Source organism: Halorarius halobius (genome assembly GCF_024298865.1).
GTDB classification, from domain to species: Archaea; Halobacteriota; Halobacteria; order Halobacteriales; family Haloarculaceae; genus Halorarius; species Halorarius halobius.
The window spans coordinates 549,721-565,035 of record NZ_CP101161.1 but is presented as its reverse complement, the minus strand read 5'-3'; the positions used below and the strand labels follow the sequence as shown (position 1 = coordinate 565,035).

15 protein-coding genes are annotated in these 15,315 nt (G+C 71.4%); 10 read left to right on the top strand and 5 right to left on the bottom strand.

The genetic code is table 11. The annotated features are described in order from the left end of the window. Positions 1 to 162: 162 nt before the first annotated feature. From NL112_RS02905 to NL112_RS02890, 4 genes are all read left to right on the top strand, one after another. Positions 163 to 1,218 carry an A24 family peptidase gene (locus NL112_RS02905; RefSeq protein WP_350356148.1) on the top strand — a complete coding sequence of 352 codons (1,056 nt, stop codon included), beginning with the start codon at positions 163 to 165 and terminating at the stop codon, positions 1,216 to 1,218. 42 nt (positions 1,219 to 1,260) lie between these two features. Further along, entirely contained in the window at positions 1,261 to 1,629 is a 369-nt protein-coding gene (gene hisI / locus NL112_RS02900; RefSeq protein ID WP_255151131.1) for a phosphoribosyl-AMP cyclohydrolase, read from the top strand. Beyond that, positions 1,619 to 2,743, top strand: coding sequence for a DUF7118 family protein (locus tag NL112_RS02895; RefSeq protein WP_255151130.1), 1,125 nt, complete (start codon positions 1,619 to 1,621; stop codon positions 2,741 to 2,743). Before hisI ends, NL112_RS02895 begins: the two co-directional genes overlap by 11 nt. Before the next feature lie 156 nt (positions 2,744 to 2,899). Then, on the top strand, positions 2,900 to 3,763 hold the full coding sequence (locus tag NL112_RS02890) for a spondin domain-containing protein (RefSeq protein WP_255151129.1): 864 nt from the start codon (positions 2,900 to 2,902) through the stop codon (positions 3,761 to 3,763). On the opposite strand, the gene glmM is transcribed toward NL112_RS02890, so the two are convergent. Beyond that, positions 3,764 to 5,128 carry a phosphoglucosamine mutase gene (gene glmM / locus NL112_RS02885; RefSeq protein ID WP_255151128.1) on the bottom strand — a complete coding sequence of 455 codons (1,365 nt, stop codon included), beginning with the start codon at positions 5,126 to 5,128 and terminating at the stop codon, positions 3,764 to 3,766. A gap of 451 nt (positions 5,129 to 5,579) precedes the next feature. Here glmM and NL112_RS02880 point away from each other — a divergent pair, with 451 nt between their 5' ends. Genes NL112_RS02880 through prs form a run of 3 tightly spaced genes read left to right on the top strand, consistent with a single transcriptional unit; the run spans position 5,580 to position 8,095 of the window. Continuing rightward, on the top strand, positions 5,580 to 6,350 hold the full coding sequence (locus NL112_RS02880) for a helix-turn-helix transcriptional regulator (RefSeq protein ID WP_255151127.1): 771 nt from the start codon (positions 5,580 to 5,582) through the stop codon (positions 6,348 to 6,350). A gap of 32 nt (positions 6,351 to 6,382) precedes the next feature. Beyond that, the gene (locus NL112_RS02875) at positions 6,383 to 7,204 is read left to right on the top strand and encodes an HVO_0234 family beta-propeller protein (RefSeq protein ID WP_255151126.1); all 822 of its coding nucleotides are present in this window, start codon (positions 6,383 to 6,385) and stop codon (positions 7,202 to 7,204) included. A gap of 42 nt (positions 7,205 to 7,246) precedes the next feature. Then, complete coding sequence (prs, locus tag NL112_RS02870; protein WP_255151125.1) at positions 7,247 to 8,095, top strand: ribose-phosphate diphosphokinase; 849 nt, start codon at positions 7,247 to 7,249, stop codon at positions 8,093 to 8,095. Between the two features lies 1 nt (position 8,096). Here the strand turns inward: prs and NL112_RS02865 are convergent, their stop codons facing one another. From NL112_RS02865 to ileS, 3 genes are read right to left on the bottom strand one after another with little or no spacing between them, the layout of a single operon-like run. Next, a complete protein-coding gene (locus NL112_RS02865) occupies positions 8,097 to 8,570 on the bottom strand; it encodes a hypothetical protein (RefSeq protein WP_255151124.1) in 474 nt (157 codons plus the stop codon). Positions 8,571 to 8,619: 49 nt separating this feature from the next. Next, positions 8,620 to 10,653: a M61 metallopeptidase family protein gene (locus NL112_RS02860; protein ID WP_255151123.1), complete on the bottom strand. Its 2,034-nt coding sequence runs from the start codon at positions 10,651 to 10,653 to the stop codon at positions 8,620 to 8,622. A 38-nt stretch (positions 10,654 to 10,691) separates the two neighbouring features. Then, positions 10,692 to 13,904, bottom strand: coding sequence for an isoleucine--tRNA ligase (gene ileS / locus NL112_RS02855; RefSeq protein WP_255151122.1), 3,213 nt, complete (start codon positions 13,902 to 13,904; stop codon positions 10,692 to 10,694). Between the two features lie 95 nt (positions 13,905 to 13,999). Here ileS and NL112_RS02850 point away from each other — a divergent pair, with 95 nt between their 5' ends. Continuing rightward, a complete protein-coding gene (locus NL112_RS02850; protein WP_255151121.1) occupies positions 14,000 to 14,230 on the top strand; it encodes a hypothetical protein in 231 nt (76 codons plus the stop codon). Between the two features lie 4 nt (positions 14,231 to 14,234). On the opposite strand, the gene NL112_RS02845 is transcribed toward NL112_RS02850, so the two are convergent. Next, positions 14,235 to 14,468 carry a DUF8151 family protein gene (locus NL112_RS02845; RefSeq protein ID WP_255151120.1) on the bottom strand — a complete coding sequence of 78 codons (234 nt, stop codon included), beginning with the start codon at positions 14,466 to 14,468 and terminating at the stop codon, positions 14,235 to 14,237. A gap of 97 nt (positions 14,469 to 14,565) precedes the next feature. On the opposite strand from NL112_RS02845, the gene NL112_RS02840 reads away from it, so the two are divergent. Together NL112_RS02840 and NL112_RS02835 are read left to right on the top strand one after the other, a co-directional pair. After that, positions 14,566 to 14,793 (top strand): DUF7860 family protein, encoded by a 228-nt coding sequence (locus NL112_RS02840; protein WP_255151119.1) that lies wholly within the window; start codon positions 14,566 to 14,568, stop codon positions 14,791 to 14,793. 124 nt (positions 14,794 to 14,917) lie between these two features. Next, the gene (locus NL112_RS02835) at positions 14,918 to 15,256 is read left to right on the top strand and encodes a DUF7344 domain-containing protein (protein WP_255151118.1); all 339 of its coding nucleotides are present in this window, start codon (positions 14,918 to 14,920) and stop codon (positions 15,254 to 15,256) included. The last annotated feature ends 59 nt before the right edge of the window (positions 15,257 to 15,315 follow it).

The following is a 15,315-nucleotide window of genomic DNA, read 5'->3' as shown; positions in this document are numbered from 1 at the left end:
ATTGACGGCGCGCGTGAAAACGGCATCGGCCCGGGGGTCACGGTAGCGCGTCGCCGGGTCCGGGGCGTCGACGCGCATCGACGGCCGACGGCGCCGGCAGTGCCGAAAACCACTGCCCCCGGCGACCGAAACCTCTTGTACGGTCGCCCGGCCAGTAGGGGTGTGCAATCGGTGTCGGCCGTCGAGACGCTGGTGTCGAGCCCGCTCGCGGACCTGCTCCGTCTGCTCGCCGTCCCCGTGTTCGCGTGGGCCGCCTACCGCGACGTGGCGACCCGGCGGGTGCCAAACGAGACGTGGCTCCCGCTCGTTGCCGTGGGCCTGCTCGCGCTCGCGCTCGACGGTCTGCAGGTGCTGTCGGCGGACCCGTACCGCCAGCAGTTGTTCGCCGTCCACGTCGCCGTCAGCGTCGGCATCGTCGCGCCGCTGGGCTACCTGTTCTGGCGGCTCGGCGGCTTCGGCGGCGCCGACGCGAAGGCGATGATGGTGCTGGCGTTGCTGTTCCCGGAGTTCCCGCAGTTCTTCCTGCCGGGCGAGGTGTTGCCGCTCGTCCGGCCGCCGCTGGGCGTGTTCTCGCTCACCATCGTCTCGAACACGGTGCTCGTCGGACTCGCGTACCCGGTGGTGCTGGCGGCGCGCAACGCCGTCGCGGGCCATCGCTCGCCCGCGATGTTCGTCGGGAAGCCGGTCCCCGTCGAGGACATCGCCACCGAGTACGGGAGCCTGCTGGAGACGCCCGACGGGTTCACTCGCTCGGGGCTCGACCTCGACGCCCTCCGGATGTATCTCCGGTGGCGGGGGCTGACGCTGTCGGACCTCCGTGCGGCCCCTGACCGCTACCGCGACCCCGACTCGCTCCCGCCGGCCGAGGAGCGCGGCGACCCCGGCGACGGCGCGCTCGCCGACGGGCCGCCCGTGGCCGACGGCGGGACGCGCGTCGACGACTCTCGGGCGGAGACCGGGACGGCCGACGCGCCGGCCACCGAGACGCCCACGGACGAGTGGGGAGCGGCGGCGTTCCTCGCCGAACTGGACGGCGACGCCTACGGCACCACGCCCGAGGGCCTCCGCGAGGGACTGGAGGTGGTCACGAGCGATGAGTCGGTGTGGATGACGCCCGGCCTGCCGTTCATCGTCCCGATGTTCGTGGGGCTGGTGGTGGCGCTGACGTACGGCGACCTGCTGTACGCGGCGATGCGGCTCGTCGGGCTGGTGCCGTGAGGCGACAGAAGGCCTATCCGCGACCCCACCGTCCGTCCGCGTATGACCGTGGACGTCGACTTCGGCGACGACGGGCTCGTCCCCGCCGTCGCACAGGACGCCGACTCCGGCGAGGTGTTGATGCTGGCGTACGTCGACCGGGAGGCGCTGGCGCGGACCCGCGAGACTGGGTACGCCCACTACTACTCCCGGTCGCGCGACGAACTGTGGAAGAAGGGCGGCTCGTCGGGCCACACCCAGGAAATCGAGGAGGTGCGCGTCGACTGCGACGCCGACTCGCTCCTCTATCTCGTGGACCAGACGGCCGGCGCCTGTCACACCGGCTACCGCTCGTGTTTCCACCGGACCGTCGAAGGGGAGACGGTCGGCGAGCGGGTGTTCGACCCCGACGACGTGTACGATGACGAGTGAGCCGCGGCGCGCGCGGGCGGCCCTAGAGCGGGCCGCCGACGAGTACGAGCGCGTTCGCGAGCAGGTCGAGGAGGCGGGCGGCGAGAGCGCGGTCCGCAAGACGACGGGCGCGTTCCGGACGTTCCACCGCCTGCTCGACGACCACGAGGAGTCCGCGACCGGGTCCGGGTTCGAGGCGTACATCGAGTTCCAGGAGGCCGTCGCGGACCACGTCGACGACCTCGACGACGCCGTGCCCGCCTACGACGCCTTCGAGGCGGCCGACGAGGCCATCCACAAGAAGCGGCTCTCCTCGTCGGACTTCGACCGTGCCCGCGAGTTGCTCGACCCGGCCCGCGAGTACGCCGACCTGCTCGTGGAGTGGGAGGCCGCCCAGGCCCTGCTCCGGGAGGCGCGGAGCGACGCGTGGTCGCAGGTGTCGGCACTCGACGACGACATCGACCGGCTCGAACGCCTGCAGGAACTCGCGGACGTGGACCTCGACGCACCGGTCGGGCGGCTCCGCGACCCCATCGAGGCGTACAACGACGCCGTCGGGGAGGCGTTCCGGGCGTTCAAACGGGAGGCGTCGGCCCGGGAGGTGCTCGACGTGGTCGAGGCGGCCGACTCCTACCCGCTGGTCGAGTTCCGTGACCCGCCGACGCGGCTGGCGACCTACCTGCGGGAGACGCCCGCCGGCGAGGAGTCCATCTCGACGCTACTGGAGTACGCCGACTACTCCGCGGAGAAGCTCTCGCATTACGTCGACGAACCGGGCGACCTGAAACGCCACGTCGCCACCAACACCACCTACCTGCGGAACCTCGACGCCGGGCCGCTCTCCGTCGCGTTCCCGCCGCCGGCCGCGGAGACGCTCCGCTACGAGTGCAAGGAGTACGCCTCGGTCTGCAACCGGTTCGCCGACGAGTCGGTGCTGTCGGCGCTCCGGACGGTCCGGTCGCTCCCGGAGTCGACCGACTACGCGCGACTGCGGGCCGCCGCCGAGGCGAACGATGAACTGGACGCCGAGGAGCGGGACCGCCTCGCCGCGGGCGACGTCGACGAGCGCCTCGCCCGCCGTCGGGCGGCCCGCGAGCGACTCTGCGACGCGCTCGACTCGGCGCCGGAGCCGTAGCAGTAAGCCCGACATCCGGCGCGCTACGGCCGCGTTATCGCCGACTACGGCCGGCTTAGTCCGCAGTTTCTCGGGTCCGTACCGCGACAACGCCGACGTTACCCGACGCTACCGCTGTCATAACGAAGAGCCCGTGGTCCGCACCCTCGGACGGCCATGACCGACCCAGACGACACGACCGAGACGGAGGAGCGACCGACCGACCGAGACGACGGGCCCCACGAGTTCCCGGTCACGCGACGCGACGCGCTCGGCCTCGGGGGCGCGACGCTGGGTGGCGTCGCGCTCGCCGGTGGCGCGGTGGCGACGCAGAGCGACGACCCCGAAGACGGCGACGAGAGCGGCGACGACGACGGCGGGGACGACGGCGGCGACGGCGCCCGGCGCTACCGCGTGACGGTGACGAACCTCACCTCCGGCCAGCCGTTCACGCCGCCGGCGGTGGCGGCCCACCGGCCGAGCGTCGAGGTGTTCTCGGTGGGCGACCCGGCGAACGAGCCGACCCGGCAGGTCGCCGAGAACGGCGACCTCGGGCCGCTGGTCGAGTTGGTCGAGAGCACCGAGGCCATCCGCGGGGCGGCGGTGGGCGACGCGCCGCTCGTTCCGAAGGCCGACCCCGGCGACACGGGCAACCCGTACTACGCGAGCCTCGAACTGTCCGCGGACGCCAGCGCGACCCACCTCACGTTCCTCTCGATGCTGGTCGCCACGAACGACGGCATCGTCGGCCTCGACACGGTGCCGCTTCCGGACGCGGTCAACGCCTCGTACACGTACTACGCCAACGGCTACGACGTGGGGACCGAGCAGAACACCGAACTGTTCGCGGACCTCGTGCCGCCGGCGAAGACGCTCATCCTCGGCGGCGAACCCGAGGGGACGGCCGAGAGCGACCCCGAACTCGCGGAGGACGGCGTCATCGCGCCCCACCCCGGAATCAGCGGCGTCGGCAACCTCCCGCCCGAGGTGTACGACTGGGACGAACCCGCCGCCGTCCTTCAGGTCGAGCGGCTGTCGTAGTCAGGCGTCTTCGCGGGCGTCGGACAGCGCCGCCGTCACCGCGTCGGCGAGTTCCTCTGCGCGGCTCCGGTCGCGGGCCTCCGCGTACACGCGGACCACGGGTTCGGTGCCGGAGGGGCGCGCGAGCACCCAGGCGTCGCCGTAGTCGAGCCGGTAGCCGTCGATGGTCGTCGGCGTCGCGTCGGCGTCGGCGGCGAACCGCTCGGCGGCGGCCAGCATCGCCTCGCGCTCGTCGTCCGACCCGTACGCGAGGTTTCGGCGGACGTTCTCGTAGCCGTCGTACGGGGCGACCACCTCGCTTGCGGGCGCGTCGGCCAGCAGTTCGAGGAACGCCGCGGCGGTGTAGGCGCCGTCGCGGGCCAGCCGGTAGTCGGGAAACAGGACGCCGCCGTTCCCCTCGCCGGCGACGGGGACGTGCTCGCCGGCCGCGAGCAGTTCCCGGATGTGGGTGATGATGTCCGTCGAGCCGATGGGCGTCAGCTCCAGAGTCGCCTCTCGCTCGTCGGCCACGTCGACGAGTCGCTGTGAGACGTTGACCGCCGAGACGGTTGTGTCGCCCGGCTCCAGCGTCGCGGCCGCCAGCGCCGCCAGCGTCGCGTCGCCCTCGACGTACTCGCCGCTCTCGTCGAAGAAGATGGCGCGGTCGGCGTCGCCGTCGTGGGCGATGCCCACGTCGGCGTCGGTCGCGCGGACGAGCCGGCCGAGGTCACCGAGGTTCTCGGGAACGGGTTCGGGGTCGCGCCCGGGGAAGTGGCCGTCGGGCTGGCTGTTGACGGTGACGACTCGACAGCCCAACTCGCGGAAGAACTCGGGGGAGGTGAACGAGCCGGCGCCGTGGCCGGGGTCCAGCGCCACCGTCAGGTCGGCGTCAGCGATGCGGTCGCGGTCGACGTCGTCGAGCAGTCCCTCGACGTACTCGCGGCGGGCGGACTCGACGCGGGTCGCGTCGCCCGTCTCGTCCCACGGGGCCTCGTCGTAGCGGTCCGCGAGCAGGCGCTCCTCGACGCGTTCGAGGTCGCCGGTCGATAGCTCGATGCCGTCACCGCCGACGAGCTTCACGCCGTTGTACTCCGGCGGGTTGTGGCTCGCCGTTATCATCACGACGGGCGTGCCGGCCCGCTCGGCGTACGCCTGTGCGCCCGGCGTGGGGACGACTCCGAGCCGGTGGACGTCTCGCCCGGTCGCGGCGAGGCCGGCGGCCGCGCTGTCGGCCAGCATCTCCCCGGTGGTGCGGGTGTCGCGGGCGACGGCGGCCGCCTCGGCGTCCCAGACCGACCCGGCGGCGAGCGCCACGCGGTGGACGAACGCGGGCGTCACCTCCTCGTTGGCGACGCCGCGGACCCCGCTCGACCCGAAGACCTTCATGTGCGGGGTTCGGTCGCGGGTACTCAAAGTGGTGTCGGGTGCGTGCCGCGAGCGGAGCGAGCGGCACGTTTCTGCGAGCGGTGACCGGAGGGAACTGCGAGCCGAGAGCGCCACGGAGCCGCGCGTGGTCGTCGCCTGAGTAGCGGTCACCGTGTCTGCACGTCGGGGTTCGTCTCGCGGGTTCCTATCGCGGTTCGACGCTCACCCGTGAGACGGTCCGGCTGTCACCGTGTGCAGTCGCGGGCGCCGCGACGGCACGAGGACAGATGTCTTGGAGGGCCGACGGCGGCTGTCAGCGGGTGCGGTTCCACCTGTGGGGGTCGGACGGTTTACCTCACCGCCTGCGCGACCGTTCGGTGCCGACAACCGCGTTCGAGCCACGAATAAACCGACGGACGTAGGCGATGTATATAAAAATATTATTGTATCCCGACACGAATGGTATGTCAGTATGTCGTGGATGGACCCCGACGGCGGCGCCGACGGCGTCGTGTCGACGCTCTCGAACCGGTGGGCGCTGGTGGAGGCGCTGGCCGACGGCCCGCGCTCGAAGGCGGACCTGGAGGCGTCGCTCGGCGTCGCCCGCTCTACCGTCTACAAGGGGCTCCGCGAACTGGAGGGGGCCGGCGTCGTCCGGGCGACGAGCGAGGGCTACGCGCTGACGCAGTTCGGTCGCCTCGCCCGCCGGAAACACGACGACTACCGGGCGACTGTGGCGCGGTTGTGTGCTCTGCGGAGCGTGCTCGATGCGGTGCCCCGTGACGCCGACCTGCCGCTGTCGGTCGTCGAGCGGTCGCGGGTGGTGGTGCCCGACCGACACGCGCCCGAGCGGCCGCTGACGCGGTTCGAGACGCTCGCGGACGGGGCGCGTCGGATACGGACGCTCTCGCCGGTCGCCATCCCGCGGTTCATGCCCGACATCCACGACAGCGTCGCGGCCGGCGACCGCGACATCGAGATGGTCGTCGAGTCGGGCGTGCTCGACGCCATCGACCGGCGGTACGACGGGTTCGAGGCGGCGCTCGACGACGGACTCGGGGTGTACGCGGCCGAGGGGTCGCTCCCGTTCGGCCTGGCGCTGTTCGACGACGAGGCGGTGACGCTCACGGCCCACGCCACCGACGGCTCCATGCAGGGGCTTCTGCTGTGTGACTGCCCGGACGTCTGTGCGTGGGCCGACGGCGTGTACGACCGCCATCGCCGGGCGGCGACCGAGGTGTAAACGCTTTCCCCGGTGGGCACCGACCCGGAGGTATGAGTGCCGAGAAGGACATCACCTTAGACGAGAAGCGCGTCTACGGCGCGAAGGCGGGGTCGACGCCCGCGTTCGTCGCCACCGGCGCCGGCCTCGCCCGCGTCGAGGTGTCGGCCGACCTCGTCGGCGAGTTCTCGCTGGTCCATCGGGGCGACGTGCGCGACGTCGTCGGGAGCGAGGGGCGCCTCGCCGTCGCCGGCGACGACGCGCTCGTCGGCACCGGGGACGGCTTCGAGCCCACGGAGTTCGGCCCCGCGACCGCGGTCGGCTTCCACGACGGCCTCGTGGCCGCCGGCGCTGGCCGCGTGGCGCGTCACGACGGCGACGCGTGGGTCGACCTGGCGGCCGTCGAGGACGTGCGCACCATCGCCGGCGGGATGCTCGCGGCCGCTGGCGGCGTGGTCCGACTCGACGGTACCCACGTCGGCCTCGACGACGCCCGCGACGTGACGACGGACGGCGAGATACTGGCCGCGACGGCGGACGGGCTCTACTATCTGGCGAACGGCTGGATGGACGCGCTCGACGGCGGGTTCCGCGCCGTCGCCGCGGACGGCGACCGGGCGTACGCCGTCAGCGACGAGGGGACGCTCTACCGGCGCACGGACGACGAGTGGGTCGATACCGGCGCGCCCGGCGACGTGGCCGACGTGGCGCTTTCCGACGACGCCGTCTACGCCGTGACGACGGGCGGGACGTTTCTGGCGAACGCGGGCGAGGTCTCCGGGCGTGGCCCGGATGCTCGTGAGGCGGAGCCTCACGGTGGGTGGCGCGACCGGATGCTCGGCCTGCCGGAGGCGCGGCGGGTCGCGGTGCCGTAGGCGAAGGAAACGCTTGTTACCTTCCGCGGGGGACGCTCGCGTATGATACTCCCGGGGTCGGCGTCCCAGTCGCTTTCGGCGTCGCTTGCGGCCGAACTGGACGCGCCGCTGGCGACCGTCGAGACGGACCGCTTCGCCGACGGCGAGTTCAAGGTTCGGGTGCCCGACGCGGGCGGCGACCGCGCCGTCGTCGTCGCCGCGACCGTCTCGGCGCGGGCCCACGTCGAACTGCTCCAGTTGCAGGACCTCGCGCGCGAGGCGTTCGACGAGGTGGTGACGGTGCTCCCGTACATGGGCTACGCGCGACAGGACCGGGCGTTCCGCGAGGGGGAACCCGTCTCGGCGCGGGCCGTCGCCCGCGCCGTCGGGTCGGGCACCGACCGCGTGCTGACGGTCAATCCGCACGAACCCGGGGTCTGTGAGTTCTTCGACGTGCCCGCCGAGCCGCTCGACGCCGCGCCCCGTCTCGCCGACCCCCTGCCCGACCTGTCGGACCCGCTGTTCCTCGCGCCCGACGAGGGCGCAATCGAGTTGGCCGCGAGCGTCCGGGACGCGTACGGCGCCGGCGACACCGACTACTTCGAGAAGACGCGCGACTACGACACCGGCGAGGTGTCGGTCGAGCCGTCGGACGCCGCCGCCGCCGGCCGCGACGTAGTGCTGGTCGACGACATCATCGCCACCGGGTCGACGATGGCGTCGGCCATCGAGCAGTTGCACGCGAGCGGTCCGGCGTCGGTCCACGTCACCTGCGTCCACCCGATGCTCGCGGACAACGCCCGGAGCAAACTGGCGAACGCGGGCGTCGACTCGCTCCACGGCACCGACACCGTGGAGCGACCCGTCAGTTCGGTGTCGGTCGCGCCGGTCGTCGCCGACGCCCTGGAGTGAGCTACTCGTCCTCGACCTCGGGGAAGCAGTTGAACTGGACGGTCACCGTGTCGACCACCTCGTCGTCGCCGTTCCGGGCCGCGACGGTGTACCGGCCGTGGAACGGCCGCTCGCCGAGATACTGCTCGTAGTACAGTTGTCCTTCGCTCACGCCGGGCTTGTTCGCCATCAGGTCGGCGTCGTTGGGCGAGACGGGGATGATGTACCCCTCCGCACCAACGTCGTCGTACACCTCGAGGACGGCGACGTTCTGCTCCCGGACCGCATCGACCGACAGCGGCACGACGAGCCGGACGTCCTCGCCGTCGACGCGCGCCATCGCGCCGCCGTCGAGGACGTCGCCGTCGCCGTGCGAGACCGCGCTGGTGTGGCAGTCGACCGTGTCCGAGCCGCCGCTGTTCGACCCGCTACAGCCGGCGAGGCCGGCGACTGCACCGCTACCGAGCGCCGCGAGGAGTCGTCGTCTGGAGGGCATCGGTCGGACTACCCGGACCGGAAACTAAGATGTGTCGAACGGCCGACGACTACCACCGATGGCACAGCCTCCCCACCGCGAGCGCCGCAAGCGCGGCAAGCGCCGTGGTGAGTCCGGCCCCCGCGCCGTCACCGGCCGTCGGCGTGCGCGGCTCCGTGGGGGGTGCCGTCCGCGCCTCCGTCGGCGAGTGGGAGGCCCCCGGCGCGGTGACCGTCTCCGACCCCGTGGCCGTCGCGGGCGTCGCCGTTGTCGCCCGGACGGTCCGCTCGCGGCCACCCGCAGTGACGCGGTGGATGCCGGCGTCGAGCGTCGTGGTCGCGGTCAGCGTCGCCGTCCCGTTCGCTCGGAGCCGCACCCGCTCGGTTGCGACCGCGCGGCCGTCGACGGAAAGCGTCACCGTCCCGTTCGCGGGCCGACCTGCGGGGTTGCCGACGGTCGCCCGGAGCCGCACCTGCTCGCCGGGAGTGACGCGCCGCGGGGCGTCGAGACCGGTGACGCGCACGTCGGCCGGCGCGCGGACGCTCACCCGCTCGGTGGCTCGGGCGACGGTGAACCGCACGTCCTCGGGCGACGCGAACCGGCGGTCGAACGCCAGCACGTCGCGGCCCCCCGGCTGGAGCCGGCCGGTCCGCGTGGCGACCCGGCGGCCGTTCGCCCGGAGGACGGCCTCGTACTCGCCGGCCGCGCCGCCGGTGTTCTCGACGGCGACGCGGAGCCGGAGCGACTCGCCCACGACGACCGTCGGAGTCGCGCCCGCGGCGTCGGTCCGGTACGGCCCCGACCGCTCGTACGGCGGGACGAACTCGTAGGCGAACGCCGCCCGGTCGCCGCCGAACGCCGCGCGGTGTTGCTGTCGGCTCCACGTCTCCGGCACGGCGTCCGTTTCCGTGTGCCGGCGGGCGTACTCGCGGGAGTCGTCGCCGCCGACTGCGTCGACGGCCGCCAGCAGGTCCGACTGGTCGGCGCTCCCGTTCAGCCGGCGGACGACTCCCTGGAGGGAGCCGCCGCCGTCGGTCGCCAGCCGTATCCGGCGGTCGAGGGCCGCGGCCACCAGCGCCCCCTTGTCGTACGGGACGAGCACGTCGCCCCACGTCTCCGGCTCCGCGAGGACCGACCCGTCGAACCGCTGGCCGCGTTCGAGGTGGCGGCGGTAGCGGTCGTAGTCGATGCGGCCCTGCTGGTACGTCAGGAGCGCGGCGTAGTAGTCGGCGAACCCCTCGACGGTCCACTCCGCGGCGTCGGTCGTCCGGTAGGCCTGCTGGGTGTGGACGTACTCGTGGACCCAGACGTTGCCCGGTGCGTCGACGCCGCGGGTCGCCAGCACCCAGAAGTCGCTCTCGCCGCGCTGGAGCCCGGTCGACCCCCACTCGACGCTCGTGGGCGCGGCGATGGCGACCACCTCGGGGTCGCGGGGGCCGACCGACAGCGACTCGGCCGCGTCGGTCACCGAACCGAGGACCGCATCGGGCGGCGACGCCATCTCGGCGGCCGCGGGGACGACGAGGCGGAACCGCTGGCCGGCGGCGGACTGGCGATGCTCCTCGTACGGACCGAGATACAGCATGTCGCCCGAGGTGGCGCCCGACCCGGTGAACGCGTACTCCGTGACGAGTTCTGGCCGCGTCCCGGTGCCGGAGTAGGTGACGCCCGACCGTGGGGCGGGCGTGATGGCCCACGGCCCGGCGTCGACGTAGAGGTAGCCGCCCGTCGCCTCGCCCTCGATGCCGCGGGTGACCGTCCGGTTCACCGCGAGGTCGTAGGTGACGGTCGGGCGGTCGGTCGTCCGCGTCCACGAGTACGTGTTGCCGGAGCGGCGCTGGAACCCGTCGGTCGACCGCACGGTGGCGTCCTCCGGGAGCCGCGTCGACAGCGTCGTCACGCCCTCGGGCACGGTGTAACGGAGTTCGACGCGTATCTCGCCCGGCTCCGCGGGGGTCAGCGACGCCGTGAACGTCCGGTCGAGCGTCCCCGGGCCGGTTACGGTGGCGTTCGCCGCGGCGCTCCCGGCGTCGGCCGCGACCGGGCCGGTGAGCGCCACGAGCGCGACGAGACACGACAGCGCGACCAGCGACGACCGTGACACGGGCTGACAACGGGCCGCCCGGAGTTATCGTTTCGGGCTCAGTCCTCGGCGGAGGCCGCCGCCAGCGGCTCGACGGCGATGGTCATCTCGACGCCCTCGACGTCCCACTGCTTGCGGTGGCCGTCCGAGACGGGGCCGAACTCGGCGGCCCGAACCTCGCCGGCGATGAGGTCCTGGTGGTCGCGCACGAGGTCCGCAATCCGGTCGTCGGCCAAGTCGAGTTCCAGCCGGATTTCGGCGTCGATGTCGAGTTCGAGGTCCTTGCGCATCTCCTGGACCCGGCGGATGACCTCGCGGGCGTACCCCTCCGACTCGATGTCGTCGGTGAGCGTGGTGTCGACGTAGACGACGCCGCCCGACTCGCGGTCGTCGGAGGCGCTCGCGACGCGGAACTCCGTGCCCTCGACGCCCTCGGGGGTCTGGGTGACGAACTCGACCATCTCGCGGTCGAGGTCGACCGCGCGACCGAGTTCGTCGGCGACCGCGGCCTCCAGTTCGTCGAGCGACTGGCTGTCGACCGCGACGGCGTTGAGCGCGTTCATCACCTCGCCGGCCTCGTCGCCGAACGCCGGCCCGAGCACCGACATGTCGGCGCGGGCGCCGTACGCGAGTTCCGCCCAGCTCTCGCCCGGCTCGACGAGTTCGATCTCGCGGGCGTTCAGCCGCTCGCGCAGGAGGTCGCGCTGGCGGTCGACCGCGGCGGCCGTCTCGTCGTCGTCCGCGGCGACGACGACCCGCTGGACGGGCCACCGAAGTTTGCGTTCGGCCTGCTGGCGGGCGTTCGCGCCCGCCTCCTCGACGGCGCGGGCCACGTCCACGTCCGCCTCCAGTTGCGGCTCGTACCACCGTTCGTCGAACTCGGGCCAGTCGCACATGTGGACCGTCGGGTGGCCCGCGTCGCCGGTGAGCGTCCCGTACACCTCCTCGGAGATGAACGGCGCGTAGGGGGCGAACAGTTTGACCGTCTCCGTGAGCACGTGGTAGAAGGTGGCGTAGGCGGCCTCCTTCGAGGCGGAGTCGGCCTCTTCCCACATCCGCTCGCGGACGACCTGGATGTAGAACCGGGAGACGTCCTCGACGAGGAACTCGAGCAGGACGTCGAGTGCCTGGTCCTGTCGGTAGTCGTCCCACGCGGCGTCCATCTCCTCGATTACGGTCTGGAGCCGCGAGAGGAGCCAGCGGTCGACGAGTTCCAACTCGCAGTCCTCGAGGGCGACGGCCTCGGGGTCGAACCCGTCCATCCGCATGTACGGGAGCGGGAACCGGAACACGTTCCAGAGGATGTTGAGGTCCCGCTGGAGATTCTCCGTCTCGTCCCACGAGAACCGCATGTCCTCGCCCTGCGGGTTCCGCGACAGCAGGAACAGCCGCATCGGGTCCGTCCCGTACTTCTCGATGACCTCCTTCGGGTCGACGAGGATGCCCTTCGATTTCGACATCGTGCGGCCGTCGGGCATCAGCGCCCAGCCGTGCATCAGCACGTCCTCGTAGGGAATCTCGCCGAGTGCGGCGGTCCCCATGCCGAGTTGCGACCAGAACCAGCCGCGGGTCTGGTCCTGCGCTTCCATGATGAGGTCCGCGGGCCACAGCTCATCGAACGCCTCCGTCTCGCTGGGATAATCGAGGGTGCCCCACGAGGCGACCGAGGAGTCGAGCCACACGTCGAACACGTCGGGGACGCGGGTGTAGGTGGTGCCGTCCTCGGTGATGGTGAGGTCGTCGACGGTCGGCCGGTGGAGGTCCACCTCGTCGGGGTCTACGTCCTGGTCGACCCGCTCGGCGAGTTCCTCACGCGTCGAGACGACCACCACGTCGTCCATCTCGCCCGACCAGTCCTCGGGCGTCCAGATGGGGATGGGGATACCCCAGTAGCGCTGGCGGGAGACGTTCCAGTCGGGCGACTCCTCGACGAAGTTCTTGAACCGGCTGTCCCGCGCCTCCGACGGATACCACTCGCTGTGGTCGATGTTCTCGAGGAGTTCGTCCTTGATGTCGGTGACCGTGATGAACCACTGGTCGGTGGCGAGGAAGATGATGTCCGTGTCACAGCGCCAACACTGGCCGTAGTCGTGGACGTACGACTCCTCGGCGAGCAGGTGGCCGTTCGCGTCCAGGTCCGCGATGATGTCGTCGTTGGCGTCGCGGACGAACTGGCCGGCGTACGCGCCGGCGCGCTCGTCGTAGACGCCGTCGCTCCCGACGGGACAGAAGATTTCGAGGCCGAGTTCCTGCCCGCGCTCGAAGTCCTCCTGGCCGTGGCCGGGCGCCGAGTGGACCAGTCCCGTCCGGTCGACCTCGACGTAGTCGGCGTGGTACACCTGGCCGGCACCCTCGAAGTCCGGGTGGTCGGGCACCTCCTCGGCCAGCGGATGGTCGTACGTCCAGCCGAGCATCTCCGAGCCCTGCAGGCTCTCCTCGATTTCGTAATCGGTGTAGCGACCCTTCTTCAGCACCTCCTCGACGACGCCCTCCGCGAGATACAGCACGTCTTCTTCACCGTCTTTCTCGGCGCGGACCTTCTGGTAGGTGACGTCCTCGTCGACCGCCACGAACGAGTTGGCGGGGATGGTCCACGGGGTAGTCGTCCAGATGACGAGGCTCCCCTCGCGCTCCGTCAGCGGGAACTGCACGTAGATGGAGGGGTCCTCGACCTCGTGGTACTCGACCTCGTTCTTGGCGATGGCCGTCTCACACCGGGGACACTGGGTGATTGAACGTTTCCCCTGCTCGACGAGCCCCCGCTCGTGGGCCTGCGCGAACCCCCACCACGCGGCCTCCATGTACTCGGGCGTGACCGTCTTGTACGGGTTCTCCCAGTCCATCCAGACGCCGAACGACTGGAAATCCTCCTGGAGGCCGTCGAGTTGCGACTCCGCGAACTGCTTGCACTCGCGGATGAAGTTCTCCATCCCGAACTGCTCGATGTCCTTCTTGTTCTCGAAGCCGAGTTCCTCCTCGACTTTCGTCTCGATGGGAAGCCCGTGCATGTCGTAGCCCGGGCGGTCGGTGACGTCGTACCCCTGCATCCGGTGGAACCGGATGTAGGCGTCCTTCAGCGTCTTGTTCCACGTCGTCCCCATGTGGGCCGCGCCGGAGGTGTACGGCGGGCCGTCGACGAAGAAGAACTCCTCGTTGCCCTCGCGGTGTGCGACGGTCTTCTCGTAGGCGTCGACTTCGTCCCAGTAGTCGAACACGCGGTCCTCGACCGCGTCGGGGTCGTACTGGTCGTCGACCTCGGCGAACCGGTCCATACCCCGAGGGTGTTTCCCCGCACTAAAAGGCGAATCGGTCTTGCAGGTGACCGCGAGTCGGGGGGTTCATCTCACGCCGCCGTGACTCCCCACCGATGCCCTCCGAACATCTGTTGCGGTCGATTCGCCGCTGGCTGGTCGTCGTCGCCGGTCTGCTCGGACTCGCGCTGGTCGCGCTCGCGTCCATCGGCTACGAACTGTCCGGCGCGACCGAGGGGACGCTGTACGCCGTCCTCGGCATCGCGGGCGGGGTCGTCGCGCTGGCCGCGGCCCTGCGATGGGTTGCGGGGCTGGCCGCGTCCGCCCCCGAACCGGTCGACGACTGAGCGGTTACGCGCCGCGGACGCGCGGGAGCAGGCGCCCGCTTCCGAACACGACGACGCCGCCGTACAGCGCCACGGCACCCATGTAACCGAACCACAGCGCCACCACGGTGTTCGTGCCGAGCACCTGTGCACTCTGGAGTTCGGCGCCGACGCCCGCCGCGGTGAGCAACAGCGTCACGACCAGTTCGAACGCGAGCGTCGCCGCCTCCGCGAGCCACTCGGGGACGAAATCGGACATGCACACGCCTCGTCACCGCGAGGTGATAGCGGTTGTGTGACTCCGTGTCACACACTCTCTCACAACGCTTTCCCTCGGCTGCACGCTCGGACGAGATATGGGTCGATACGGAGACATCGATTACCCGAAACTGACGAAGATGGGCGTCGCGCTCGGGCTCCTGCTCCTCGCGCTCGGTGGCGGGGCGGAGCTCACCGCCCACGCACTCCACTACGAGCTACCGGCGTGGGAGAACACCCTGTTCACCGACATGGAGATCGTCGGCATCCTGCTGTTCGTTCTCTCGCCGTTCGTGTTCGGCATCCTGCTCCCGCTGACGGAGTGACGGACGGCGGACGCATCCGCCACCCCGACGGCGACCGGCCGCCGGTCGGCACGTAGCCGGCAACCAGTCGGTAGCGGAGCGATAGGAACCGATAGTAGCTGTGGGCCCGTCGGTAGTCGACGCGATGGCACCATCGAGTGAGCCCACGTCGCCGACCGACGCGATTGAGGACCCGGACGTCGACCGCATCCTCCGGGTGCTCGCCGACGGGACCCGGCGTCGCCTGCTCCGGTATCTCGCCCGGACCGGCGACGACGTGGTGCCCGTCGAGGAACTGTGTGGGGTGGTCGCCGGCGACGACGCGTCCCGGCGGGCCGCGCGGGCGTCGCTCCGCCACGTCCACCTGCCGATGCTCGCTGACGCCGGCATCGTCGACGTGGACTGGGACCGGGAGGCGGTCCGCTACCACGGCCGGGAGCGCCCCGAGGCCATCCTCGAGCGCATCACCGACGTCCAGCGGTGACGCCGGCGAGCACCTGAGGCGGGCGGAAGCTTCACGCCGGTCGGTCACGACCCCCCGGC

Bases quoted from the DNA above. Each gene is read 5' to 3' on its own strand.
- prs (WP_255151125.1), top strand. From the start codon at position 7,247: ATGATACTCCCGGGGTCGGCGTCCCAGTCGCTTTCGGCGTCGCTTGCG.
- NL112_RS02840 (WP_255151119.1), top strand. From the start codon at position 14,566: ATGGGTCGATACGGAGACATCGATTACCCGAAACTGACGAAGATGGGC.
- NL112_RS02850 (WP_255151121.1), top strand. From the start codon at position 14,000: ATGCCCTCCGAACATCTGTTGCGGTCGATTCGCCGCTGGCTGGTCGTC.
- glmM (WP_255151128.1), bottom strand. From the start codon at position 5,128: ATGAAGGTCTTCGGGTCGAGCGGGGTCCGCGGCGTCGCCAACGAGGAG.
- NL112_RS02880 (WP_255151127.1), top strand. From the start codon at position 5,580: ATGTCGTGGATGGACCCCGACGGCGGCGCCGACGGCGTCGTGTCGACG.
- NL112_RS02890 (WP_255151129.1), top strand. From the start codon at position 2,900: ATGACCGACCCAGACGACACGACCGAGACGGAGGAGCGACCGACCGAC.
- ileS (WP_255151122.1), bottom strand. From the start codon at position 13,904: ATGGACCGGTTCGCCGAGGTCGACGACCAGTACGACCCCGACGCGGTC.
- NL112_RS02835 (WP_255151118.1), top strand. From the start codon at position 14,918: ATGGCACCATCGAGTGAGCCCACGTCGCCGACCGACGCGATTGAGGAC.
- NL112_RS02845 (WP_255151120.1), bottom strand. From the start codon at position 14,468: ATGTCCGATTTCGTCCCCGAGTGGCTCGCGGAGGCGGCGACGCTCGCG.
- NL112_RS02895 (WP_255151130.1), top strand. From the start codon at position 1,619: ATGACGAGTGAGCCGCGGCGCGCGCGGGCGGCCCTAGAGCGGGCCGCC.
- NL112_RS02865 (WP_255151124.1), bottom strand. From the start codon at position 8,570: ATGCCCTCCAGACGACGACTCCTCGCGGCGCTCGGTAGCGGTGCAGTC.
- hisI (WP_255151131.1), top strand. From the start codon at position 1,261: ATGACCGTGGACGTCGACTTCGGCGACGACGGGCTCGTCCCCGCCGTC.
- NL112_RS02875 (WP_255151126.1), top strand. From the start codon at position 6,383: ATGAGTGCCGAGAAGGACATCACCTTAGACGAGAAGCGCGTCTACGGC.